This is a genomic window from Streptococcus mitis ATCC 6249, assembly GCF_000146585.1.
In the GTDB taxonomy this organism is placed as follows: Bacteria; Bacillota; Bacilli; order Lactobacillales; family Streptococcaceae; genus Streptococcus; species Streptococcus mitis_AZ.
The window spans coordinates 396,043-420,924 of the sequence record NZ_GL397179.1 but is presented as its reverse complement, the minus strand read 5'-3'; the positions used below and the strand labels follow the sequence as shown (position 1 = coordinate 420,924).

Annotated in this window: 18 protein-coding genes; 2 read left to right on the top strand and 16 right to left on the bottom strand. The window is 42.7% G+C overall.

The window, feature by feature from the left end; all coding sequences use genetic code 11:
- Positions 1–67: 67 nt before the first annotated feature.
- From HMPREF8571_RS04005 to HMPREF8571_RS03960, 10 genes are all read right to left on the bottom strand, one after another.
- The gene (locus HMPREF8571_RS04005) at positions 68–8,518 is read right to left on the bottom strand and encodes a YSIRK-type signal peptide-containing protein (protein WP_004239759.1); all 8,451 of its coding nucleotides are present in this window, start codon (positions 8,516–8,518) and stop codon (positions 68–70) included.
- A gap of 176 nt (positions 8,519–8,694) precedes the next feature.
- On the bottom strand, positions 8,695–10,359 hold the full coding sequence (locus HMPREF8571_RS04000) for a DAK2 domain-containing protein (protein WP_000036664.1): 1,665 nt from the start codon (positions 10,357–10,359) through the stop codon (positions 8,695–8,697).
- A 2-nt stretch (positions 10,360–10,361) separates the two neighbouring features.
- Positions 10,362–10,727, bottom strand: coding sequence for an Asp23/Gls24 family envelope stress response protein (locus HMPREF8571_RS03995; protein WP_000216432.1), 366 nt, complete (start codon positions 10,725–10,727; stop codon positions 10,362–10,364).
- A gap of 152 nt (positions 10,728–10,879) precedes the next feature.
- Positions 10,880–11,068, bottom strand: coding sequence for a 50S ribosomal protein L28 (gene rpmB, locus HMPREF8571_RS03990; RefSeq protein ID WP_001140948.1), 189 nt, complete (start codon positions 11,066–11,068; stop codon positions 10,880–10,882).
- A gap of 104 nt (positions 11,069–11,172) precedes the next feature.
- The gene (locus HMPREF8571_RS03985; RefSeq protein WP_000725732.1) at positions 11,173–11,847 is read right to left on the bottom strand and encodes a LiaF transmembrane domain-containing protein; all 675 of its coding nucleotides are present in this window, start codon (positions 11,845–11,847) and stop codon (positions 11,173–11,175) included.
- Positions 11,848–11,852: 5 nt separating this feature from the next.
- On the bottom strand, positions 11,853–12,299 hold the full coding sequence (locus HMPREF8571_RS03980) for a LytTR family DNA-binding domain-containing protein (RefSeq protein ID WP_000776575.1): 447 nt from the start codon (positions 12,297–12,299) through the stop codon (positions 11,853–11,855).
- Positions 12,300–12,412: 113 nt separating this feature from the next.
- Positions 12,413–12,916 carry a phosphatase PAP2 family protein gene (locus HMPREF8571_RS03975; protein ID WP_000800916.1) on the bottom strand — a complete coding sequence of 168 codons (504 nt, stop codon included), beginning with the start codon at positions 12,914–12,916 and terminating at the stop codon, positions 12,413–12,415.
- Between the two features lie 94 nt (positions 12,917–13,010).
- The gene (locus tag HMPREF8571_RS03970; protein ID WP_000428388.1) at positions 13,011–14,771 is read right to left on the bottom strand and encodes an ABC transporter ATP-binding protein; all 1,761 of its coding nucleotides are present in this window, start codon (positions 14,769–14,771) and stop codon (positions 13,011–13,013) included.
- Positions 14,761–16,530 carry an ABC transporter ATP-binding protein gene (locus HMPREF8571_RS03965; RefSeq protein WP_000731789.1) on the bottom strand — a complete coding sequence of 590 codons (1,770 nt, stop codon included), beginning with the start codon at positions 16,528–16,530 and terminating at the stop codon, positions 14,761–14,763. Before HMPREF8571_RS03965 ends, HMPREF8571_RS03970 begins: the two co-directional genes overlap by 11 nt.
- Positions 16,514–16,975: a MarR family winged helix-turn-helix transcriptional regulator gene (locus HMPREF8571_RS03960; protein ID WP_000360428.1), complete on the bottom strand. Its 462-nt coding sequence runs from the start codon at positions 16,973–16,975 to the stop codon at positions 16,514–16,516. The genes HMPREF8571_RS03965 and HMPREF8571_RS03960 overlap by 17 nt, the downstream gene beginning before the upstream one ends.
- A gap of 190 nt (positions 16,976–17,165) precedes the next feature.
- Here HMPREF8571_RS03960 and HMPREF8571_RS03955 point away from each other — a divergent pair, with 190 nt between their 5' ends.
- Positions 17,166–17,870, top strand: a complete 705-nt coding sequence (locus tag HMPREF8571_RS03955; protein ID WP_004239757.1) for a hypothetical protein — start codon at positions 17,166–17,168, stop codon at positions 17,868–17,870.
- A 47-nt stretch (positions 17,871–17,917) separates the two neighbouring features.
- Here HMPREF8571_RS03955 and HMPREF8571_RS03950 read toward each other — a convergent pair whose 3' ends face one another.
- Together HMPREF8571_RS03950 and HMPREF8571_RS03945 are read right to left on the bottom strand one after the other, a co-directional pair.
- Complete coding sequence (locus tag HMPREF8571_RS03950) at positions 17,918–18,634, bottom strand: YebC/PmpR family DNA-binding transcriptional regulator (protein WP_000532892.1); 717 nt, start codon at positions 18,632–18,634, stop codon at positions 17,918–17,920.
- Between the two features lie 96 nt (positions 18,635–18,730).
- Positions 18,731–20,101, bottom strand: a complete 1,371-nt coding sequence (locus HMPREF8571_RS03945; RefSeq protein ID WP_004239755.1) for an MATE family efflux transporter — start codon at positions 20,099–20,101, stop codon at positions 18,731–18,733.
- 109 nt (positions 20,102–20,210) lie between these two features.
- Here HMPREF8571_RS03945 and HMPREF8571_RS03940 point away from each other — a divergent pair, with 109 nt between their 5' ends.
- A complete protein-coding gene (locus HMPREF8571_RS03940) occupies positions 20,211–20,765 on the top strand; it encodes a GNAT family N-acetyltransferase (RefSeq protein ID WP_000060290.1) in 555 nt (184 codons plus the stop codon).
- Between the two features lie 187 nt (positions 20,766–20,952).
- Here HMPREF8571_RS03940 and HMPREF8571_RS03935 read toward each other — a convergent pair whose 3' ends face one another.
- The 4 genes from HMPREF8571_RS03935 to brpA form a co-directional block, all read right to left on the bottom strand.
- Positions 20,953–21,147 carry a PspC domain-containing protein gene (locus tag HMPREF8571_RS03935; RefSeq protein WP_000415526.1) on the bottom strand — a complete coding sequence of 65 codons (195 nt, stop codon included), beginning with the start codon at positions 21,145–21,147 and terminating at the stop codon, positions 20,953–20,955.
- A 163-nt stretch (positions 21,148–21,310) separates the two neighbouring features.
- Complete coding sequence (gene recA / locus HMPREF8571_RS03930; protein WP_001085515.1) at positions 21,311–22,459, bottom strand: recombinase RecA; 1,149 nt, start codon at positions 22,457–22,459, stop codon at positions 21,311–21,313.
- A gap of 54 nt (positions 22,460–22,513) precedes the next feature.
- Positions 22,514–23,770 carry a competence/damage-inducible protein A gene (locus HMPREF8571_RS03925; protein ID WP_000642724.1) on the bottom strand — a complete coding sequence of 419 codons (1,257 nt, stop codon included), beginning with the start codon at positions 23,768–23,770 and terminating at the stop codon, positions 22,514–22,516.
- Between the two features lie 71 nt (positions 23,771–23,841).
- Positions 23,842–24,882 carry a biofilm formation/cell division transcriptional regulator BrpA gene (gene brpA / locus HMPREF8571_RS03920; protein ID WP_025168427.1) on the bottom strand — a complete coding sequence of 347 codons (1,041 nt, stop codon included), beginning with the start codon at positions 24,880–24,882 and terminating at the stop codon, positions 23,842–23,844.

Below are 24,882 nucleotides of genomic sequence, written 5' to 3'. Positions count from 1 at the left end.
CTTCTGTCACTAGGAAATATGACAAATGTCATAAAAAAAGAACCGATTTCTCGGTTCTTAAAAATGATTAGTCTGATTCATCGTTTCGTTTCTTTTTACCTAGCAATCCAAGTGTCATGACACCTGCTAGGGCGGTTAGAATTCCTAGATTTTTCAAACCATCTTCTTGACTTCCTGTATTTGGAAGTTGATTTTTTTCTACAGAGATGTTTTGAGTCAATTGATCTGGTTTTGAATCAGCTACTGAAAGTTCTTTTTTATCAGACGGCTTCACTTGCTCTGGAAGTTCTACTACTGTTGGAGTATAGAATCCTGAAAGGTTATTTCCATTGCGATCTTTACGGATCACTTTCACACCTTTTGCTTGTCCTACAAAGTCTGCCTCAGGGGTAAAGGTGACGGTGCCATCTGGTGAGATTACATAAGTTCCTTCACCTGGAACGACTTTTTCAGTTGTTCCATCTTCAAAGGTTGGCGGAACTGTCAGATCGACATCACCTGTAAAGTTTGGTTTACCAGTCTGAGTTTGACCTTTAAGACCTTCTGATGTCGCATCACTCACTTGTGTTTGTCCAAGGACAGTTGGTGTGTAGCGAGCAGTAACTACATTTCCATACATATCCAAACGTTTCACAACCAATCCTTTGGCTCTACCAACAAAGTCTGGTTCTGGAGTAAAGGTAATCTTACCATCTTTATCAATTGTATAGCTTCCTTCACCCGGAACAACCATAGTCGTGCTACCATACTCAAAGGTTGGTGGAACAGTCGAATCGATATGTCCTTCAAACACTGGTGTTGCCACTTGTGGTTGGCCTTTTGCTCCTGTAGAAGTCGTGTCATGACCAGTAGATGGATCTACAACTGTTGGACGATAGCTTGCAGTAACTGGAGTACCGTTCTTATCCTTGCGAACAATCGTTACGCCTGTTCCTTTTCCTACAAAATTAGCTTCTGGAGTGAAGGTGACAGTGCCGTCTGGTGAGATTACATAAGTTCCTTCACCTGGAATCACTTTTTCAGTTGATCCATCTTCAAAGGTTGGCTCGACTGTTTCATCGATTGGAACCAGTGGATCACCACCTTGGAAGCTTGGAGTTCCTGTTTGTGGAACACCTTGAGGGCCTGAGCTGGTTGCGTTAGTTCCTGTAGGAGTGACTTCTTTCACTACTGCTTGGTACTTGACAGTAACAGGAGTTCCGTTGGCATCCACACGAGTCAATTCAAGCTCTGGTGTTTCACCCTTGAACTGTTTGTCTGGAGTGAAGGTTACCTTACCGTCTGCGTCCACTTCGAACTTACCAACATTTGGCACTTCTTTCACAGTTGTACCATTGTCAAATAGTGGAGTTGAATCAGCTGGGAATGGAACAGAATCATGACCTGGGGTGAAGCTGACTTTACCTTCTTGGACCTGACCTTGAAGGCCTTCTGTCTTATCACCTGTACCAGTCGGTGTTACTTTCGTAAACTCTGGACTGTAGGTTGCAGTGACTGGGGTGCCATTCTTATCTACACGTTTCACTGTGATTGGATCTGGACTACCTACAAACTGCTTGTCTGGAGTGAAGGTTACAGTTCCATCTGGTGCAATCGTGTAGGTTCCTTGTCCTGGAATCACTTTTTCCTTGCTTCCATCTGCGAAGGTTGGCTCGACTGTTTCATCGATTGGAACCAGTGGATCACCACCTTGGAAGCTTGGGGTGCCCGTTTGTGGAACACCCTGAGGACCTGTGCTGGTTGCGTTAGTGCTGGTTGGTGTTACCTTAGTCACTGTTGGGGTATAGGTCGCAGTGACTGGAGTGCCATTCTTATCTACACGTTTCACTGTAACTGGATCTGGGGTGCCAACATATTGTTTTTCTGGAGTAAAGGTGATAGATCCATCTGGATTGATGCTGTATTCACCTACACCTGGAACTGTTTTCGTTGACTGTCCATCTTCGAAAGTCATTGGTTTCGTATCATCAATTGGAACCAATGGATTACCTTCTGTGAAGGTTGGGGTACCTTTTTGCGGTTGACCTTGGATACCATTTGAAGTGGCGTCCGTTGAAGTTGGAACTACTTCTTTCACTACCGCTTGGTACTTGACTGTAACAGGAGTGCCATTGGCATCCACACGAGTCAATTCAAGCTCTGGTGTTTCACCCTTGAACTGTTTATCTGGAGTAAAGGTCACCTTACCATCTGCGTCCACCTTGAACTTACCGACATTTGGCACTTCCTTCACAGTTGTACCATTGTCAAATAGTGGAGTTGAATCTGCTGGGAATGGAACAGAATCATGACCTGGGGTGAAGCTGACTTTACCTTCTTGGACCTGACCTTGAAGGCCTTCTGTCTTATCACCTGTAACAGTCGGTGTTACTTTCGTAAACTCTGGACTGTAGGTTGCAGTGACTGGGGTGCCATTCTTATCTACACGTTTCACTGTGACTGGAACTGGACTACCTACAAACTGCTTGTCTGGAGTGAAAGTTACAGTTCCGTCTGGTGCAATCGTGTAGGTTCCTTGACCTGGAATAGACTTCTCTTTGCTGCCATCTTCGAAGGTTGGCTCGACTGTTTCATCGATTGGAACCAGTGGATCACCACCAGCAAACGTTGGAGTCCCGGTTTGTGGAACACCCTGAGGACCTGTGCTGGTTGCGTTAGTGCTGGTTGGAACTACTTCTTTCACTACTGCTTGGTACTTGACAGTAACAAGAGTGCCGTTGGCATCCACACGAGTCAATTCAAGTTCTGGTGTTTCACCCTTGAACTGTTTGTCTGGAGTGAAGGTTACCTTACCGTCTGCGTCCACTTCGAACTTACCAACATTTGGCACTTCTTTCACAGTTGTACCATTGTCAAATAGTGGAGTTGAATCAGCTGGGAATGGAACTAAGTCATGGCCTGGAGTGAAGGTCACTTTGCCTTCTTGGACCTGACCTTGCAGACCCTCCGTCTTATCTCCCGTACCAGTTAGAGTCACCTTAGTAAACTCTGGACTGTAAGTCGCAGTAACCGGAGTGCCATTCTTATCCACACGCTTCACTGTAACTGGATCTGGACTACCTACAAACTGCTTATCTGGAGTGAAAGTTACAGTTCCATCTGGTGCAATCGTGTAAGTTCCTTGACCTGAAATAGACTTCTCTTTGCTTCCATCTTCGAAGGTTGGCTCAACTGTTTCATCGATTGGAACCAGTGGGTTACCACCTTGGAAGGTTGGAGTACCAGTTTGTGGAAGTCCTTGAGGACCTGTACTTGTTGCACCGGTTCCAGTTGGAGTCACCTTAGTAAACTCTGGACTGTAAGTCGCAGTAACTGGGGTGCCATTCTTATCCACACGCTTCACTGTGACTGGATCTGGGTTTCCGACAAACTGTTTGTCCGGAGTGAAGGTCACTGTGCCATCTGGGGCAATCGTGTAAGTTCCTTGACCTGGAATAGATTTCTCTTTGCTTCCATCGTCGAAGGTTGGCTCGACTGTTTCATCGATTGGAACCAGTGGATCACCACCTTGGAAGCTTGGAGTGCCTGTTTGTGGGACACCTTGAGGACCTGTGCTGGTTGCATTAGTGCTGGTTGGAACAACTTCTTTCACTACTGCTTGGTACTTGACAGTAACAGGAGTTCCATTGGCATCCACACGAGTCAATTCAAGCTCTGGTGTTTCACCCTTGAACTGCTTATCTGGAGTGAAGGTTACAGTTCCGTCTGCTTCTACTTCGAACTTACCAACATTTGGCACTTCCTTCACAGCTCTACCATTGTCAAATAGTGGAGTCGAATCAGCTGGGAATGGAACTAAGTCATGGCCTGGAGTGAAGGTCACTTTACCTTCTTGGACCTGACCTTGCAGACCCTCCGTCTTATCTCCCGTACCAGTTGGAGTCACCTTAGTAAACTCTGGACTGTAAGTCGCAGTCACTGGAGTTCCATTCTTATCCACGCGTTTAACCGTTATTGGATCTAGCTTGCCGACAAACTGCTTGTCTGGAGTGAAGGTCACTGTGCCATCTGGGGCAATCGTGTAGGTTCCTTGTCCTGGAATCACTTTTTCCTTGCTTCCATCGTCGAAGGTTGGCTCGACTGTTTCATCGATTGGAACCAGTGGATCACCACCTTGGAAGCTTGGAGTGCCCGTTTGTGGAACACCTTGAGGACCTGTGCTGGTTGCACCGGTTCCTGTAGGAGTCACCTTAGTAAATTCTGGACTATAAGTCGCAGTAACTGGAGTTCCGTTCTTATCCACACGTTTCACTGTGACTGGATCTGGTTTACCGACATACTGCTTGTCTGGAGTGAAGGTCACTGTGCCATCTGGGGCAATCGTGTAGGTTCCTTGACCCGGAATCACTTTTTCCTTGCTTCCATCTGCGAAGATTGGCTCGACTCTTTCATCGATTGGAACCAGTGGATCACCACCTGCAAACGTTGGAGTGCCGGTTTGAGGAAGGCCTTGAGGACCTGTGCTGGTTGCGTTAGTGCTGGTTGGAGTGACTTTCTCAACAACTGGAGCATAAGTTGTTACAGCCGACTCTCCATTTTTATCCACCACTCCAACTTGAACTGGAGTTGCTGGACCATAGAATGTTTTTAATGGAGTAAAGACGATTGTCTTATTTACAAGATCTAATTCGTAAGTTCCCTGATTAGCAATGGTTAGCGAAGTTACCTTCTGCCCATTCTCATCATAAAGAAAGACACTACTTTGGACTAGTTCAACGGATTTCTTTGCTCCATTAATGGTTGTTGTCCCTTTTGTAAAGTGAACCTCGCTCTCGCTTGCTCTATCCTCATCAAACCGAATCGTTGCTAGCTGCTTCTGCCCTTGAATCCCCTTGGATTTCGCTGCGCTTGCTGAAGGAACAACTGGAAGTGGAACATAATACACCAATCTATCCCAAGAGAATTCTCTTACCAAATCTTCATCGCTCTGATTTATCGCACTAAGCCAATATTGATCAAGAGCCCTATCTCCCGACATTGTATTTGCGTCAATATCTTCCCCTGCATAATAGCCAGGAATTTCAGGCGAAATCACCTGAGACCAAGTTTGGTCTGCAGACCAGGCTGAGTAAGTCACACCTGCTGTCGTATCATTTGGTTTCATTTTTGCCAAAACCTGATCGATTCTCTTCGTTCGGGTAAACGAATGGGATTCTACATGTCTGGGAGGCAGGAGCGCTAAATCAGGATTTTTTGCTTTTCTGTAATACTTATAATTAATTACGCGAGTTCCACGGACAGTTTCAATTGTTTCTATAACCTTATGTCTAAACTGAAACTTAAATTGTTTTGGACTAGTCAAATCACCAAACACATGATCTGTAAAATCGTTACGGATCAGTTCATAGCCCGCATCTTCTAATTCCTTAATTCGACGAGCAGGGTCATAAGAAATTGATCCGTTTGGTTTGCCTACAACTGTGTCTACCTGTCCTAGTTGCACTTCCTTAGACGGATTGTTTATATCCACAAAAGTAAAGCTTGCAGTTGACAGTTTGGTGGTCATTTGAATTGAAACATTATTGGACTCAGTGTACCTGGAACTGCCATTTGCCAGAGCCGAAGAAAGATAAGCCGTAGCACCTGGGGCAGTATCTTGCCCGATAAGTGCTCCATCGATAGGAAACTGAACCCTACTTCCAGCAGCAACCGGAGCAATCGAATGCCAACGAACTGCACGAATCTCCGACCAATCCGATACCTGTTCTGCTGTCAACCATTGTGAAGCATTAATTTCTGCGGCAGTACCTGCAGTACGGCTATACTGAACCTCCCATCCTTCAGGAGCTGTCAGAGCTTTTGTCAAACGAACGGTGAACTCCGATCCACGATTCCTTGATTCCAGTTGTTTATCACCTTTCAGCGGCAAAGAAGATAAGACATATACATCTGAAACAGGCTGTTTCGCTGCGTTTTTATAGGTTACTCTAAAATCAATCTCATCATTTGGATAATGTTCTTGGGTATTATAGGCAAAGTGTTGTTCTGTAGCCCTTTTCACTTCAGAGTAGACACCGCTCGCTTCTGAAGCCTGTACTACCACATTGAAGTCATGAGAGGTCGAATTTTTCGAAGTAACGGTAATACCATCCAATTCACCTAGATCATAACCATTTTGGGCTTGAACATCTGGAAGTTCTTCATCCCAGAAAGCAATTGCTTTATAGGTATAGGTCCCATTTGGAATCGTCTTGTTTTCTAATTTCAAAAGAGTTGGGGGCATAGTTGAGTCTGGAGTTCCCTTTACTTGAGCATAGTAGAGAGTTTTCCCAGTATCTTTGTAATTATAATAGACCTTAAAATTAAGGTTTCCACTAAAGTTTAATTGAGGGTCAGCCAAATAGGCTAAATGGTAAACTCCCGTCAAGTTTGCGAAGTTCTGAGTAGGGGTGTCTTTACCCGCAGTCCTTGTGATAAAATCTTCTTTAAAACCAGAAGCATCTGTGTGTCGATTAAAGACATCTGTCCGACGGCGTCCAACCATTGAAATTTGCTGGATAACACGCGTCAATTCGGCTGAGGCAGTTTGAGAGAAGGAAACAGTGTTTCCAGTATTCTTAAAAGTGAAATCCGTTCTAGAATCCAACTTACTAATCGTCGAGTCTTTATAGAGACTTTCCCAATTATTAAAACGTGTTTTTGTCTGGAAAAAAAATGCCGAAGTATCATTTGTTGAGGACTTCCTCATCTTGATATTTTTAAACTTGTACTCCAGTTCCTTCACATCTTGCTCTTCCGTCAAACGTAGACTACGGGTGTTACTATTAAAAGTACCTAATAACTCACCTGTAGCTTTATTGTATACTTCTACGGATGCGTCCGGTGAAGAGAAAAATTCATTCCATTGACGCTCCTCAATCACGTTTACTTCTCGATAAGACTCTCGTGAATCCTGTATTTTATGGGTGACCGTATAGTCATTGATAGGATAATCTTTTTCAACCTGAGCAACTGATGAAAGTCGAACATTAGAACGGTATTCTGTTTCACCATAAGAACGAATCATCTCCGAGTCAGACTGATTATAGTGTCTAAATTCAAAGAGAGAAGACTCTGGTTGGTCTGTTTTTTGAACAAAGAGAGTATAGGGGAGAACAGCCGTATTTTGATAACTAGTTCCATCTGCTTTTGTATAGATACCCGTCACAGTTAGCTTTTGCGCTTTTCTATTGATATCTGCTACTTTGGCATTCTTTAACTTGAAAGAAATTGGAATGAGCTTATTTTTATTGTTATTAATATCTTGAAGCGGATTGTTAGCTCTGTTAATCGTCAGATGATAACCCGTCGCATCAGCAGTCCAACCCAGAGCTTTCGCTTCATCTGTCAATTCATAACCTTCTTTTAACTCTATATTATAGGTATAAGAAGTGACAGGATCAATGATATGCCCTCCGACATCACTAATCCCCATACCATTGATCATACGACCATCAAAGACACCATTTCCATAGTTGAAGTAATCATTTCTTGCCGTATTATTCTTAGGATCTTTCGCGCCATTAAATAGATAGAAGGACACACGAGACGAATCTTCATCAACGATACCATCATTATTTCGATCGTAGCCAATGACCTGATGGTTAGACATTGGTGTCAGACCACCTACCCCGTTTTCTAAGACTTTCCATGTGTGTTCAATACTTCCAAGTTCTTTGAGGACATTGCCATTTTTGTCATAGAGCTTAGCAGTTGCGGTCACCTTGTGGTCTGGCCCAATGGCTTGGACAGCACCTCCCCAGTTCTGAGTCAAAGGATCTATCTGAAAAGTATAGACGAAGTTATAGTTTGCTCCACCTCTCAGATTAACGGGTTCTATCTTTAAATCAAGGTCTCCATTTATTTTTTCTTGACTGAACTTTACACCACCGACAGGAGAAGGGGTCAATTTAATAGCTTTCCCATTTTGGAAATGAATTTTGATATACCCACCAGAATAGTCTGCTTCGTGTCCAGTAATACTAAAGGACAAGGATTCACGGACACTATCTACCGCATGGATATCCTTAATTGGCGAATGAGCTTGAAATGCAGCATTGACTTCATCTAGCGATCTCTTGCGTCTAGAAGAAGTTTTTCCGCTAGAACCGCTTTCTTCCTTGCTTTTCTGCTCAGTTTGAGTTGATTCTAGAGATTGCTTTTTCTCCTCATCTAAAGAAGGCTGACTCGCTTCCTTCGTATTATCAACTTGTGAAACTGGTTGGCTCTGAACAACTGGTGCAGATACTTCTGTTTTGGACGATTCAGTTTTATCCTTCTGGTCCTTAACTGCTTCGTTCTGTATTACCTCTTTTTGAGGTTCAGAAAGGACTTCCTGCCCATTCTCAGCACTTTTTTCCTTCTGTTGAATTTCCGCCTGGGTTTGCAGTTCCTTATTGTTGACTTGAGCTTCATCCGCTTGCACTGGAGAAGTAGCCATCACCATAAAGGTTCCTAGCAATACCGAACAGGTCCCAACACTTAACTTTCTAATCGAAAAGCGGGAAAAAGATTGATTAAAAAATTTTTTCTTCATCATTTCTCCTTTATATTCATACTTAACTCAATATAACAGCTTTATCATTATAACCTATCGTAATTAGAATTTCCAATAGAAGGTTTGTTTCAATATAAATTTATTGGTAGGTCAAATTGCATAGAAAAAGGAAGCTGTCAGTTCAGCTTCCTTCTGTTATTTTCATTCAAGTTTCACTCTTATTCCACACTGAAAAGATATGGGTAAACAGGTTGTTGACCTTGGTGGATTTCGACTTCGACATCTTCGAATTCTTCTGCGATTTCTTGGGCAATTTGGTTAGCCAATTCTTCGCTTCCGTCTTCTCCAACATAGAAAGTCACGATTTCACTATCTTCGTCTAGCATGTGTTTCAATGTTTCAGTCAAGGTTTGGTGCATGTCAGGATTTGACACGAGGATTTTCCCATCTACCATACCAAGATTGTCATTTTCATGAATTGCTAATCCATCGATAGTTGTATCACGAACGGCTGTTGTTACACTACCGCTGACTACATCAGCAAGAGCTGCAGTCATACGTTCTTTGTTTTCTTCGATAGACTTGCTTGGATCAAAGGCAAGAAGACTAGTCAAACCTTGAGGAAGGGTACGAGCTTCTACCACTACTGCTGGTTGATCCAATACCTCTGCAGCAGATTGGGCCGCCATGAAGATATTTTTGTTGTTTGGCAAGAAGATGATGTTGCGAGCATTGACTTGCTCAACAGCCTTGATAAAGTCTTCTGTCGAAGGGTTCATGGTTTGTCCACCTTCGATGACATAGTCCACACCTTGGGCACGGAAGATATCTGCCAAGCCTTGACCTGCTACTACTGCGATAAGGGCGTATTCCTTCTCTTCAGCTGGCTTGCTGACTTGAGCTTCTTTTTCTACTTGAGCTTCGTGTTGGTTGCGCATATTATCTACTTTAACCTTGACCAAGCTACCATATTTAAGGCCTTCTTGCATAACAAGACCTGGATCTTCTGTATGGACGTGGACTTTGACGATTTCATCATCGTTGACGACAAGAAGAGAATCCCCTAGGTCATTCAAGTAGTTGCGGAATTCATCATAGTCAAAATCTTTGGCATAAGTTGGACCTTGCTTAAGGGCAACCATAATCTCAGTACAGTAACCAAAAGTGATATCTTCTGTTGCGACATGTCCAGCTACTGACTTGTGGTGTTCAGCATTGATCATTTCACCCATATTAGCTGGAGTTGCTACAAAGTCCTCAGACGCACTGTATTCACCAGTAAGAGCTGATAGGAAACCTTCGTAGATGAAGACCAAACCTTGACCACCTGAGTCCACAACACCAACTTCTTTCAAAACTGGAAGCATGTCTGGTGTTTTGGCAAGAGCTGTTTTAGCTCCTTCCAAGGCTGCACGCATGACCTCAACGGCATCATCTGTTTGCTCAGCTTTTTTCTTGGCACCAATGGCTGCACCACGAGAAACTGTCAAGATAGTTCCTTCGACTGGCTTCATTACAGCCTTGTAGGCTACCTCGACACCAGATTGGAAAGCAAGAGCCAAGTCTTGACCTGTTAACTCGTCTTTATCTTTGATAGCTTGAGAGAAGCCACGAAAAAGTTGAGACGTGATAACTCCTGAGTTTCCACGCGCACCCATCAAGAGCCCCTTAGCAAGAATGCTCGCCACTTCTCCAACTGTAGAAGCCGGCTTATCTGCTACTTCTTTGGCACCATTTTCGATGGTCATTCCCATGTTTGTCCCAGTATCTCCATCTGGAACTGGAAAGACGTTTAATGAATTGACATATTCTGCTTGCTTATTCAAACGAGTTGATGCAGCCTGCACCATCTCTTGAAATAAGCTGGTAGTAATTTTTGACACGATTATTCTCCTACAACTTTGATATTTTGAATGTAGACATTCACAGTCTGAGCAGTAATTCCTAGTTGGTTTTCCAAACTAAAACGAACGCTCTCTTGGATGTTTTTTGAGACTTCACTAATCTTTGTTCCGTAGCTCAACACGGTATAAACATCAACTGCAATGCTGCCATCTTCGGCTGCTTTTACGACAACGCCTTTTGCATAATTTTCCTTACCAAGAAGGGCTTGGAAATTATCTTTGAGGGCATTTTTACTAGCCATACCGACCACACCAAAAATCTCAGTTGCTGCACCACCTACAACGGTTGCAATCACTTCATCTGTCAGTTCGATTTGACCATCTTTTGTATTAATTTTTACAGTCATTTTTTTTACCTCAAATTGTTGATACTCTATTTTATCATATTTCAGCCCAAGTGTAAAAGCAGAATGCTGTATCGGCGGATATTTACTCTATTTTTCAAATGGTTTTATCCTTAGAGCAAAAGAAAAAGACCAGTTAGGTCTTTTCATTTTTATTAAACGCGTTCAACTTTACCTGATTTCAAAGCACGAGCTGAAGCCCAAACTTTTTTAGGTTTACCATCGATAAGAACAGTAACTTTTTGAAGGTTTGGTTTTACGGCACGTTTTGTTTGGTTCATCGCGTGTGAACGGTTGTTTCCTGATACAGTCTTACGACCTGTAAAGTAACATACTTTAGCCATTGTGTTTTCCTCCTATTAGATCTAATATAGCGGATGTGCTAGCACCACATACCGTACTATGTTATCACACTTTCTTGAATTTATCAAGGGCCTAAACTATTTTTTTATTTAACGTAAACAACTCCAAGTTTACCAAAGGCCACTTCTCCACGAATAATCAAAGTTTTACTAGTCGGTGCTATAGGAGCGTCCGCCTTGGCCGCACCAAAGGAGGTTTCAACTTTCAAGTCTACACGCCAGTGTTGTGGAACATAGACGGTTGCATTACCAAAAGCAACTTCGATATTCAAAGTAGCAAAATCACCTAACATCTCTGCGTTATCATAGTAGATTTTTGCATCTCCAAAAGCGACTTCAACTTGGTCATCTACAAGATCTTGATCTTGTTTATAAAAGGTTCCGCTACCAAAAGCGACTTCCTTATCTGTGACGACTGTTCGCTCACTGTTGTACCACCATTTTTTGCCGTACCAAAACTTACTTGAATGCGTCAGATAGCCAACTCCTAGCACTGCTAAGATACTAGCCCAAAACAAAGACTGGTTTGGAATAGGAAAAATGTTATAAAAATGATTCGCAATCATTAAGGCTACTAGAGCGGTAAAAACTGCTGATGTTAGATGACGACGAAGCAAAGCTTCAACTGATTGGTAAGCAAAAAAGGCGATACCAATTAAAGGCCATATTTTGCCATCCAAAGAAGGGATTCCAAAATTCCCTTGCAGCAAGATCCAGGCTGCCAATACTAACAATACAATTCCAAATGCTTTCTTTTTCATGTCTGTTACCTCATGTTTCTTAGATTTTCTTTTAGGAGGGACTGGTAATGCCGTGAGACATGAACCTCCTTATGAGTCTGATAAAAGGAAATAGTGCCCGTTCCTGAAAAGGACTTGTCCACTGAGTAAATCTGACGGATGTTTGCGATAGTTGACTTGGACACTCGGCTAAAATAGCGGGGCAAGATGGTCTCCAACTCATAGAGCTTGAGGCGAACCTCATAGGCTTCTTTTTGGGTATGGGCGTAGATCTTGCTACCATCCGTTTCAAAGAAGAGAATCTCTGACAGGTCTAGGTAATATTCGCCTGTCCCCTTGTAAAAAGTCAACCTCGGAGCCTTTGACTCTTGCAAGATCCGTTGCAAATCTGCAATTTCATCTGTCAAAGCAGGGGTCTTGATGAGAATTTCAGTTTCTTCTAAATTGTCGTCAATCTCAATTCGTAACTTCATCACATCTCCTTTCTGACTCTACTATATCAAAGCTAAGTTAGGAATACAAGGGCAAAAAAGCAAGTGGTCAATTTGAAGCAGTAAGTGGTTGTAGGACTAGCTTAACTTACATGTCAAAATAGGAAGAAAAGAAGCCCCCACATGAGACCACAAGCATAGCCAACCAAGACATCCTTGGGATAATGAACACCACCTAGTACTCGAACCAAGGCTAAGACTCCTGAGCAAATAAGCAAGATCGTTCCGATCAAAGTCCAAGCATGGAAACAGGCCATGGAGATGATAGTTGCCGAAAAGACATGTCGACTAGGCATCGACTGTCCCGAACTATCTTTTTCAAGCAGGGGGCAGATATCCCAAGTTTCATAAGGTCGCGGGTGGTTGATTTTCTTACGAAACAGGGACAAGATCACAAAACCTGTAGCGGGGACAAGCAAATAGACCCCGACTTGCTGACCAAGTCCTAGCTGCAGGTAAGTGGTGACTAGCAAGATCAGATAGACCAGGGGCATAGCTACTGTCATCAAACGATTGAAATTAAGCAATAGAAATAGAAGGGTGGGATGGTTGATGAGTTTGGAGCCGATATTTTGATACCATTCTTGATAATTTTTCATGTATACTTCTCATTATCATTTTATTTTTCCTCTAGGTGAGGCGCTTGTCTTCTAGTATAGTGCAGAAAAAGAAGGCCGTCAAGCCTTCTGAGGTTTATTCTTCTGCATCATCTTCTGTAAATTGACTATTATAGAGATCCGCGTAGAAGCCAGCTTGGGCCATCAGGTCATCATGATTCCCTTGCTCGATGATATTGCCATCTTTCATGACCAAGATCAAGTCTGCATTTCGAATGGTTGACAAGCGGTGGGCAATAACAAAGGAAGTTCTCCCTTCCATCAAACGGTCCATGGCTTTTTGAATCAACTCCTCTGTACGTGTGTCAACTGAGGATGTCGCCTCGTCCAGAATTAGGAGTGGCGCATCTTTCAACAAAGCACGAGCGATGGTCAAGAGCTGTTTCTGTCCAACAGACAAGGTCACACTGTCATCCAAAATAGTATCGTAGCCATCTGGCAAGGTCATGATAAAGTGGTGGATTCCCACAGCCTTGCTGGCTTCCATCATTCGTTCATCACTAATCCCTGTTTGATTATAGATGAGATTGTCTCGAATCGTTCCTTCAAAGAGCCAGGTATCCTGCAAGACCATTGAAAAGGCATCATGCACTTCTGAACGCGTCATAGCCTTGGTATCCACACCATCAATGCGAATACTTCCCTTATCAATCTCATAAAATTTCATCAAAAGATTAACAATGGTTGTCTTACCAGCCCCAGTCGGCCCAACAATCGCGACCTTCTGACCTGCATGAGCTGTCGCAGAAAAGTCATGGATGATGGTGCGCTCTGGTGTATAGCCAAATGACACCTGATCAAAGACTACTTCCCCTTTCATGTTGCTCAATTGTCTGTCCTTATGAGATTCATCCTGCATCTCAGCTTCAGCTAGAAATTCTAATACACGAGTCATGGCTGCACTCGCTTGCTGCAAGCTCGTAATCCCTTGGGCAATCTGCGATAGAGGTTGGGAGAAGGTCCGTACGTAAACCATAAAGGCTACAATAATCCCTATAGTGATATGTCCTTCTAACGCCAGCGCGGCCCCAACGATGATGACCAATACATAACTAAAATTCCCAACAAAAATCATGGCTGGCATCATGATACCAGAGATAAATTGAGATTTCCAGATACTCTCATGCAAGTTTTGGTTTAAACCTGCAAATCTCACTTTAGTTGAATCCACAGCATTGTAGCTCGTCACAACATTGTGTCCCGAATACATTTCTTCTACATAACCATTGACGGCTGCCAGATTATTCTGTTGGGCCTCAAAATGTCCTTGTGACTTAGCCATAATCACTGATATACCTGCAAAACCAACAAGCGTTGAAACAACTGTTACGAGAGCCAAAATCCAGTTCATCCCAAACATGGTCACTAAAACAGCAATCAGCAAGAAACTAGCTGAAAGAACGGTACCTAGACTTTGGTTGAGAGATTGTGCCGCCGTATCCACATCATTAGTCACACGCGAAAGGGTGTCTCCTTGTGAATGACGGTCAAAGTAGCCAAGTGGTAAACGATTAATCTTTTCAGCGATAGCCGTCCGCAAGCGTTTTGAAAAATGCTGAATGCTCGTTGAAAAGATATAGGCCTGTGTATAATTAAGGATAGCTCCAAACACATATAGGACAACCAAAAATCCAGCAATGTTTGACACAGCTACCAAGTCGATTTCTGTAGCCAAACCATCTGAAATCAAGTTAGTAATTTCTTTAATCTTAGTTGGTCCATAAACGGTAATGATACTTGAAATGACTGCAGCCACAACTGCTATTAGGAGAGGGAGTTGGAGGCCTGCCATATAAGGTTTGCACTGTTTCCAGACCGACACTTTTTTATTTTCCATGTTCCAATTCCTCCTTCGATAGTTGTGAGTAGGCAATTTCTTGGTAGACTTCGTTGGTGGCTAGAAGTTCCTTGTGGGTGCCTTGTCCCACGACTTTTCCTTGATCCAATACTAAGATCAAGTCTGCATCCATAATGGTAGAAATCCGCTGCGCTACGATGAGCTTGGTCATGGATTTTGTCTTCTCTGCTAGTTCTTGGCGCAGGACACGATCTGTCTTGTAGTCCAAGGCTGAGAAGGAGTCGTCAAAGATGAGGATTTCTGGCTTCCGAGCTAAGGCACGCGCAATGGATAAACGTTGTCTTTGCCCACCTGAGAAATTAGTCCCGCCTTGGGCAACTTCTGAAGTAAGACCTGCTTCCTTATCCTCGATGAAGCTTTTAGACTGAGCCAATTCCAGAGCTTGCCACATAGCAGCTTCGCTTAGAGGACTTTCTTGACTCTTACCAAAGTCTAAGTTTCCCTTAACATCTCCAGAAAAGAGCACAGCTTTTTGAGGAATATAGCCAACTTTATTGCGCAAATCTTCTAAGTCATAATCTTGCACATTGACACCATCCACTAGGATTTCTCCATCAGAAACGTCGTAAAAACGAGGCAAGAGGTTGACTAGAGTGGACTTACCTGATCCAGTCGATCCGATGAAGGCCACGGTTTGACCCGCTTCTGCTTTGAAAGTGACATGTTCCACGACTGCTTCAGAGTTTTTAGAGTAGCGGAAAGTCACATCACAAAATTCCACTCGTCCTTGAACTGAAGGATTCGCTGTCTGAGCATGACTAGGATTTTCAATAGAAGAATGCAGATCCAATACTTGATTGATACGTCCTGCCGAAACCAAGGTACGAGGAAGAACAATAAAGAGTGCTCCCATGAGAAGGAAGCCCATCACGACCTGCATAGCATAGGACATGAAGACAACCATATCGCTAAAGAGGGGCAGACGTTCTGTCAAACTTGCGTCGTTGATGATATAGGCACCAATCCAGTAAATAGCTAAACTCAATCCACTTGAAATCGCCATCATGATCGGGTTTATAATAGCCATCAAGCGATTGACAAAGAGATTGAGACGTGTTACCTCATCGTTGGCTGCTTCAAATTTTTCATCTTGGTAATCTTCCGCATTGTATGCACGAACAACTCGAATCCCAGTCAAACTTTCACGAGTGATGCTATTGAGTTTATCTGTCAATTTTTGGATGACCGATTGTTTTGGAAAGGCCAGAGTCATGAGAACAGTGGTCATCAAGACATTCACAATAACAGCCACAACCACTGCCCAGAGCCAGTATTCCGATTTTCCAAGGATTTTTCCAATGGCCCAGATAGCCATAATCGGCCCACGAGTAACCACTTGCAAGCCCATGGTAAAGAGCATCTGTACCTGGGTAATATCATTAGTCGTCCGAGTCAAAAGACTTGGGATTGAAAATCGCTTGATTTCTGTCTGCGAAAAATCTAAAACACGATGAAAAACATCTCTACGTAGATGGGTTGTATAAGATGCCGCAACGCGAGCAGCAAAGAAACCAACTATAACAGATGTAAAGAAAGCCAACAAAGACAAACCAATCATCTTCGCAGCTGGTAACCAGAGTTCACCCAACTGCGTTCCAGACGTTCCGAGTAACTCTGTAATTTGTGAAATGTAGGTCGGCACCTCTAACTCGAGATAAACCGAGAAACAAGTGAAAAGAATCGTAAGGGCGATCATTCCCCACTCTTTTCCTGTAATACGCTTAGCGAGTTTCTTCATTCTCTCCTCCTATTTTTTCTACATTTGCTTGCAGTTTATCAAGGACTTCTTCAAAGATTGCGAGATTCTCTTCAGAAATGCCTTCAAGTAAACTATGGTCAATTCGATCAAAGAATGATTTGATTTGATTTATTTGAGAGCGTGATTTTTCGGTCAAATGAACAAATTTCGCCCGTTTATCACTTGGACTGGTCTCCAACTCCACCAAACCATTTTGTACCATACGCTTGACCAAATTACTAGCAACAGATTTGGTAATATTGAGTTCCTGCTCGATATCCTTAATCAGGACCAGTTCCTCTTTTTGTTCACAATGATCTAAAAAACGCAGAACCTGCCCTTGCGGTCCACCCATAAATTCAATGCCACATCGCTTGGCTTCCTTTTGCACCATGAGGTGAACCTGATGCCCAAAACGTTTAAAGACCAAAATTGGTTTATCCATATCTGCTTCCTCTCAAATAAAAAATAGTTCTCTTGAGAACAATTAAGTTTTCATGAGAACTATTTTATCATTTTCAGAAAAGATGTCAAGAAAAAAGTTTCTATGAGAACTATCCTGGTCAGAATTGACATTAGCAGATATTTTCTCTATAATAAGCACTAACTACTGTGGATTGATATCCATTCACTCGATGAAGGGAGAAAACGTTCAAATGAAACCAGAAGAACAAAAAGTTTTAGGGATTTTGGCAACCATTTTTGGAGCCATTTCACTTTTAGGATCCTGGATCCCGTTTATTAACTATCCATTGTTGTTCATCGGCATCGTCGCTTTAATCCTAGGGATTATCGGCCTTATCGTTAACCTCAAAAAACGAAAAACAATGGCCATTATCGGAACAGCTCTATCAATTGCTTCTATTGTCCTTTTCTTTACAACCCAGATACTGTACGCTAATGTCTACAATGATTTTGTCAGGGAATTTAACCGCTCCTACAGAGAGGCCAGTGCCTCAATGGAACGCGAAGAAGAAAGTGACTTGACAGATGATAGCAGTGATTTCATCCCTGAAGAGGAGGAAGAGGATTCCTTCACTTGGACCCAAAAAGAGTTTGACGACTTAATCGAAGGTGACCTTGACAACAAAGGAAAAGGTGGCACCAACTACAAGGATATTATCAAAAAACACGGACTGCCAGACTCCGAGTTTGACTCCACTATTGGGGGTTACAATACGAGAAAAGTCACCTATATCTCCATTGGTGACAAAATTAAGACGGTTACCCTAACTTTTGCAAAAGATGACAATGGGCGACTCTTGCTCGTCCAAAAACATGCAGTCGGTCTAGGTCTAGGAAAAAACAAGCAACAAAACGATTCTGAAAGCAGAGTCTAAGTTCCAATATAAAAAGCGAACAGCTAGTAAAACTGTTCGTTTTTCTATTAGAATCCATCTACGTTTGTGTAGATCTTTTGTACGTCTTCGTCGTCCTCAAGAACACTGTAAAGTTTTTCAAAAGTTTCAAGGTCATCGCCTGACAATTCCACTTCTGACTGAGGAATCATCTCAAGTTCAGTCACTTGGAATTCTTGGATACCTGACTCACGAAGGGCAACGATAGCCTTGTGAAGGTCAGTTGGAGCTGTATAAACAGTGATTGTTCCTTCCTCTGCTTCTACATCATCCACATCCACATCTGCTTCTAGCAAGAGTTCAAAGATAGCATCCGCATCTTCACCAGCAAATACAATAACACCCTTGTTATCGAAAAGGTAAGAAACCGAACCTGAAGCACCCATGTTTCCACCGTTTTTACCAAAGGCTGCACGGACATTGGCTGCGGTACGGTTGACGTTTGAGGTCAAGGTATCCACAATCAACATAGAACCATTTGGTCCAAATCCTTCGTAACGTCCTTCTGTAAAGGTTTCGTCTGTATTTCCTTTTGCTTTATCAATCGCTTTATCGATAACGTGTTTTGGCACTTGGGCTTGTTTAGCACGGTCGATAACGAATTTCAAAGCAGTGTTTGATTCTGGATCCGGATCACCTTTTTTAGCTGCCACATAGATTTCTACACCAAATTTTGCATATACTTTAGAGTTAGCTCCATCTTTAGCCGTTTTCTTGGCTACGATATTGGCCCATTTACGTCCCATTAGGAATCTCCTTTTTTCACATTTTAATCTTTCTTATTATAACACAAGTCCATCTGATTTTCACTAGAGGAAATGGATTTTCTTTCGTAAATCCAGCTAGGATTGTCCTTTGGCTACCAAGATTGCCTTGCCTTCTTTTATCAGGGGATGGCGGAAAAGTGAAAAGTACAGTTGGATAGTCATAGCAACCCAGATAAGGGGTTCGCAAAGGATAACTCCCCTATAGCCTGCCCAAGGGATAATCAAGACCACAAAAACGATTTTGCCGATTAGTTCGATAAAACTAGATACCAGAGGCAGGATTTTTTGGCCCAAGCCCTGCAAGCAATTGCGATAAATCAACAGAAGACTTAAAATCGGATAAAAGGCTGAACTGATCTGTAAGTAGAGGCTACCATTTTCAACCAAGTAACCATCCGTTGAACTGGCCAAGAAGGAAATCAAAGTCGGACTAGCAAAAAAGAGAAGAATACAAACAAAACCTGCCCAAGACATGCTCAGGCGACTACCGATTCGAAGTCCTTGAACAATGCGGTTTGGTCGCTTAGCCCCAAGATTCTGAGAGGCAAAGGTCGTCATGGCAGAAGAAACAGCCGTCATGGGAAGCAGAGCAAAGGCCATAATGCGTCGCGCCGCTGTTTGCGCACTTATAATCACGGCTCCAAAAGTATTGACAGAAGACTGTAAAATCACACTACCAATAGACACAATCGAACTCATCAAGCCCATAGCTAAACCTTGCTCCAAGAGATCCGCGTACAAGCTCTTGTTCCATTTGAAATGCTTAAACTGTGGCAAGAGTTCTGGAACGCTCTTGCGGATATAATAAAAGCAAAGAACCGCTGATAACCCTTGTGAGATAATGGTAGCAAGCCCCGCAGATTGAACACCCAGTTGCAATTGCGTAATAAAATACAAATCTAGCACCACATTAACCAAGGCAGAAAAAATCAGAAAGCCAAGAGCTGCTAGACTATCACCAATAGACCGCAACAAGCCTGCAAAGAGATTATAGGCGAAGCTGACACCAACACAGGTCACTATCATAGAAATATATTGATAGGATTGGGGAAGGATTTCTGCAGGGGTATCCAGGTATTGCAAGAGTGGATACAGACCGACAAATCCCATCAGCATAACCACAATACTCAAAAGAGCACCTAAAATCCAAGTGGCTGCTACTGCTTCCTTGATTTTAGTGAAATTACGAGCCCCATAGTAGCGAGCAATGACGATTCCCATCCCATTGCCAACACCAAGCGTAAAGCCTATAATCAAGTCAAAAATGGCCGTTGTCGCCCCTACGGCAGCCAAGGAATCTTGACCAAGAAAACGCCCAACAATCAAGACGTCAGCAGTATTATAGAGTTGCTGAAAGATATTAGAAAGCAAGATTGGAAAGGCAAAGCTTAACAGCGCAGGAAGAATAGGACCATGTATCAAGTCCACGGATCGTTTCTTATTCATAAAGCTATTATATCAGCTTTCTAAAGGAGCGACAAGGCTCTATCACTAAGTTTGAAATCAATTGCTTACAGAGAAACAATTTGCTATAATCAAGAAAAGGAGGTCATTTATGAGTTTGACCAGTCAATTAATAACCGAGGCATTTCCAGATCTTGATAAGGTTGAAAAGCTCAACAATGAAGCTTTTCCCGAAGAGGAACGCGTGCCTTTATCCGAATTTTTACGCTACCAGGACCGAGATGACACCCACTTCTTTGCCTTTTATAACGAAGAAGAGTTTGTTGGTTTTGCTTTTGCCATCTCCAATCAAAAAGCCTTTTATATCAGCTTTTTTGCCATCATGCCCCACTTGCGAAGCCACGGTTACGGAAAGGAAATTATCGAAAAGCTGACTGATTTTTACCAGCGAACCATGTTGCTTGAAGTCGAGCGATTAGATGAAGAATGCGATAACTTGGAGCAAAGGAAGGCTAGAATGGACTTCTATCGGCAAAATGACTTTAAAACAGCCAACGCTTTCCTTGAGTACGATGGTTTGAGTTTTGAAATCCTCTATTGTGGCGATCACTTTGACGAAGAAGCCTATCGTGACATCTTCCAGAAGTTGCAAGATGAACATTACTTTGACTTTCATATCAAATACAGACGCTTTAGTGATCATTAGACGAAAATCATCTGTTTACTTAACAGTTCAAACCCTCAGTGTTCCCTAAATTACTTTATGAGATTCTTTATTTTCGTACAGTAATCAGAGAAATTTATGATAGATTTAAAAATGCACGCCCTCAAAAGAGGACATGCATTTTTTCATTTTCAACTGTTATGAATAATCTTTTAATTCTCTATATTGCTTAGGCTTCTGCATTGCCTTCTGGAAGAAGGAAGTAAAGAATAGCATAAGCTAGAATTCCCGAACCACCAAGTAGAGTGAAGATAATCCAAAGTGCACGGACAAGTGTGTGGTCCATGTTAAAGTAGTCTCCAAGACCAGCACAAATACCAGCAATCTTTTTATCTTGTACGTTACGAACAAGGCGTTTTTCCATTATTTTAATCTCCTTTTTTTAAAAAACTAATTTAATTTTAACATCAAATTAAATATATTGCAACGATTTTTTAATTAAATACTCTTTTGCCTCAATCCTTAAATCCCCCAAACCCTTGGAAACATTAAAGAAAAAAGCGGAGAGAGATTCTCCACTTTTATTTTTATTCTTCAATTTCGATTCCAAGATCATCGCCAAGGTCAAGCGTTACTTCTTGGTTAGAAGTCGCCTCCGCTACTGGACTATGATCAGAAGCTTCTTCATCTTCAATCAAGCCATATTGAACACGGACTTGGTGGTCAATGGCGTCAAAGATTTCCGGATGATCTGCCAAGTATTTCTTAGCATTTTCAGATCCTTGCCCGATTTTTTCACCCTTGTAAGAGTACCAAGCTCCTGCTTTTTGGATGATATCAAGGTCACTTGCAATCTTCAAGAGCTCACCAGTCTTAGAAATCCCTTCTCCATACATGATTTCAACAAAGGCTTCCTTGAAGGGTGGAGCCACCTTATTTTTAACAACCTTGATCTTGGTTTCCTTACCGACATTGGTGTCTTTTTGGTCACCAGTTCCCTTAATCTGTGTACTTCCACGAACATCCAAACGCACTGAAGCATAAAATTTCAGAGCACGTCCACCAGGAGTTGTTTCAGGATTTCCAAACATGACCCCAACTTTTTCACGCAATTGGTTGATAAAGATAGCAATTGTTTTGGTCTTATTGATCGAAGCACCAAGTTTTCGCATGGCCTGGCTCATCATACGAGCTTGAAGACCTACGTGGCTGTCTCCGATATCCCCATCGATTTCTGCACGAGGTACAAGGGCCGCAACTGAGTCGATAACGACTAGGTCAACTGCACCTGAGTCAATCAATTTCCCTGCAATTTCAAGACCTTGCTCACCTGAGTCTGGTTGTGATAAGAGCAATTCGTCAATATTCACACCAAGGGCTGCTGCATAGGCTGGATCAAGGGCATGTTCCGCGTCGATAAAGGCAGCGATACCGCCTTCTTTTTGAGCTTGCGCAACAGCGTGAAGGGCAACGGTTGTTTTACCAGATGATTCTGGTCCATAGATTTCGATGATACGTCCCTTAGGATAACCACCTGAACCAAGAGCAATATCCAGAGCCAATGAACCTGAACTCATCACTTGAACTTTTTGCTCTGCACGCTCGCCCAAGCGCATGATTGAGCCTTTACCAAAGTCTTTCTCAATCAATTTAAGAGCATCGTTCAAGGCTTTTTCACGATCAGCTCCAAATTTTTTTCCGATTTCATCTAATTTTTTTGTTGGTTTTTTCGCCATTTTGTTCTCCTATATTCTACTGGTCCTTATACCTGTCTTTTATTATACCAAAATTTAGTCACTTAATAAAGCCTTGCGAACTAGGTTAAAGGCATGCATAACCGCAATATGACGAACATCTGCACGGCTCCGTCCTGCGATATTAGCCTTGATAACTTCTGTTCCTTTTGCATGCGCCAAGCCGATAAAGACGGTTCCAGCTGGATGCCCCTCTAGGCTATCTGGTCCTGCCACACCCGTCAAACTAACTCCGTAGTCAGACTGAGTCTTGAGACGTGCCTGCTCTGCCATTTTTCGAGCGGTAAACTCAGAAACGACACCCTGTTCTTTTAGCTCTTGCTCGGAAATATCCAGCATTTTGGACTTTTCCTCTAGGCTGTAGGTGACAAACCCTCCATTAAAGATAGCTGACACACCTGAAAAATCTGCTAAAGTAGCCTGAAAGAGGCCTGCCGTCAAACTCTCTGCAGCAGTAATGCTTTTCTGTCTCTTCTTAAGCTCTTCTACAACGACACTTGCGAGGCTGGTTTCTTCCCCATATCCATAACAGATGTCTCGTAGAGAAATTCCCTCGAAAGTTTGGCGACCCAAGATTTCATTTTCTAGGACGTCCAGTGCTTGGTCAGCCTTTTCTTGACTAACTGCTTTTGTAGACAAGCGCAAGGTCACTTCTCCCGTTTTGGCATAAGGAGCCAAGGTTGGATCAGTTTGTTGGTCAATCAAGTCCGCCAAAATAGTCACCAACTGACTTTCACCAATCCCAAAGAAACGGAGCACTCGGGAATAGAGCTTAGCACCAGTCATTAACTTGGGTAAGAGCTGATTTAGGACCATGGGTTTCAACTCACTAGGAGGTCCTGGAAGAACCACGTAAGTCACGCCGTCAGCTTCCGACACTCCTCCGACAGCTAAGCCTGTCTCATTTGGCAATGGGGTTGCTCCTTCCACAATTTGAGCTTGCCTCTCATTATTGGGGGTTCGCGCATAGTCTGGTCTTCGAGCAAAAAAGTGATCGAGTTTTTCCTGGGCTTGAGGATCAAACACCAAGGCTTCTCCCAAAAATTTTGCCAACGTTTGTTTGGTCAAATCATCTTCAGTTGGCCCCAAGCCTCCTGTCAAAATCACAAGATTGCTACGCAAACTCGCAATTTCTAGCAAGGACATCAGGCGCGCTTCATTATCTCCGACAGCTGTTTGGAAATAAACATCTACTCCAGTTTCTGCTAGCTTTTCTGATAAGAACTGGGCGTTGGTATTGACAATCTGCCCTGTCAAAATTTCCGTTCCTACAGCAATAATTTCTGCTTTCATTTTTCCTCCTACCTATCTATTCGGATTCTTTTTGAAAAAATCGCAGGAACTTTCCCACGATTTAATCTTTTTTATTCTGTTTCTTCGCTTGAAGCACTAGTACTTGATGAAGGTCCAGGTCGACCAAATGCCGTCTCGTAAAGAACAACATTGGTTTCCAACTCAGTCACTTCCTCTTTACCTAGTGAACGACGTAAAAGATTTTGCATTTCGAGCATATGTTCTGAGGTGACAATTTGATAAGAAATCCCCTGCAACTCGGCATCTTCTCCACGTAATTGATGGGTTTCAATATTCTTGAAGGAATCTTGATAGCCGAGCAATTGTGGAATGCTCTTGGCTGAAAGATCGACGTTGGTCTGCATATTGTTGCTCAAAGCTTTGAGAATGCCTTGATAGTGGCTCACACTATTTAGACTCAAAACCTTCTCTACGATTTTTTGAATAACTTCCCGTTGACGTTTTTGACGACCGTAATCTCCTTCTGGGTCTTGGTAACGCATCCGTGAATAAACCAGCGCTTCCTCTCCATTCAAGGTTTGTTCTCCAACACCGATGGAAATCTTATTAAACTCTTCTTGGTCAGCAATCGAAATCGGGAAACCAAGTGTATTGTTGACGGTGATTCCACCAACTGCATCCACCAATTGTTGAAGACCTTGCATATTGACCATGACATAGCGGTCTATATGGATATTCATCATCTTTTGAATAGTAGAAATCGCCAGTTCCGCACCGCCATTGGCATAGGCAGCATTGAGTTTGGCTTCCTGAACTTGGCCGTCTCCAAGGTCAATCTTGGTTAAAATATCCCGTTCCAAACTCATCATAGTGGTTTTCTTGGTCTTCGGATTAACGGTCAGGAGAATCATGGAATCACTATTCCCCACCCATGGATCTGTCCGTTCCACATTTCCCGTATCTACCCCCATCAAGAGGATGGTCAGAGGCTCAGTCGCCTCGATAACGTTGGTTTCTTCACCAATCTTTTTATAAGTCTTTTCACTCAAGGTTGCTGTTCCTTGTTGGAAAATGGTGTAACCATAAACCGCTACACCTACAACTGTTACTGCTAGAAAAGCTAGCACCATTCCAATTAATTTTTTGATCAT

What these genes read in the sequence shown, in the direction of transcription:
- HMPREF8571_RS03935 (WP_000415526.1), bottom strand. Translation starts at nt 21,147, where the DNA reads ATGGAAAAACGCCTTGTTCGTAACGTACAAGATAAAAAGATTGCTGGT.
- HMPREF8571_RS03960 (WP_000360428.1), bottom strand. Translation starts at nt 16,975, where the DNA reads ATGGATAAACCAATTTTGGTCTTTAAACGTTTTGGGCATCAGGTTCAC.
- HMPREF8571_RS03985 (WP_000725732.1), bottom strand. Translation starts at nt 11,847, where the DNA reads ATGAAAAAGAAAGCATTTGGAATTGTATTGTTAGTATTGGCAGCCTGG.
- HMPREF8571_RS03955 (WP_004239757.1), top strand. Translation starts at nt 17,166, where the DNA reads ATGAAGGGAGAAAACGTTCAAATGAAACCAGAAGAACAAAAAGTTTTA.
- HMPREF8571_RS03945 (WP_004239755.1), bottom strand. Translation starts at nt 20,101, where the DNA reads ATGAATAAGAAACGATCCGTGGACTTGATACATGGTCCTATTCTTCCT.
- HMPREF8571_RS03940 (WP_000060290.1), top strand. Translation starts at nt 20,211, where the DNA reads ATGAGTTTGACCAGTCAATTAATAACCGAGGCATTTCCAGATCTTGAT.
- HMPREF8571_RS03980 (WP_000776575.1), bottom strand. Translation starts at nt 12,299, where the DNA reads ATGAAGTTACGAATTGAGATTGACGACAATTTAGAAGAAACTGAAATT.
- HMPREF8571_RS03970 (WP_000428388.1), bottom strand. Translation starts at nt 14,771, where the DNA reads ATGGAAAATAAAAAAGTGTCGGTCTGGAAACAGTGCAAACCTTATATG.
- recA (WP_001085515.1), bottom strand. Translation starts at nt 22,459, where the DNA reads ATGGCGAAAAAACCAACAAAAAAATTAGATGAAATCGGAAAAAAATTT.
- brpA (WP_025168427.1), bottom strand. Translation starts at nt 24,882, where the DNA reads ATGATCAAAAAATTAATTGGAATGGTGCTAGCTTTTCTAGCAGTAACA.
- HMPREF8571_RS03925 (WP_000642724.1), bottom strand. Translation starts at nt 23,770, where the DNA reads ATGAAAGCAGAAATTATTGCTGTAGGAACGGAAATTTTGACAGGGCAG.
- HMPREF8571_RS03965 (WP_000731789.1), bottom strand. Translation starts at nt 16,530, where the DNA reads ATGAAGAAACTCGCTAAGCGTATTACAGGAAAAGAGTGGGGAATGATC.
- HMPREF8571_RS03950 (WP_000532892.1), bottom strand. Translation starts at nt 18,634, where the DNA reads ATGGGACGTAAATGGGCCAATATCGTAGCCAAGAAAACGGCTAAAGAT.
- rpmB (WP_001140948.1), bottom strand. Translation starts at nt 11,068, where the DNA reads ATGGCTAAAGTATGTTACTTTACAGGTCGTAAGACTGTATCAGGAAAC.
- HMPREF8571_RS04005 (WP_004239759.1), bottom strand. Translation starts at nt 8,518, where the DNA reads ATGATGAAGAAAAAATTTTTTAATCAATCTTTTTCCCGCTTTTCGATT.
- HMPREF8571_RS03995 (WP_000216432.1), bottom strand. Translation starts at nt 10,727, where the DNA reads ATGACTGTAAAAATTAATACAAAAGATGGTCAAATCGAACTGACAGAT.
- HMPREF8571_RS03975 (WP_000800916.1), bottom strand. Translation starts at nt 12,916, where the DNA reads ATGAAAAATTATCAAGAATGGTATCAAAATATCGGCTCCAAACTCATC.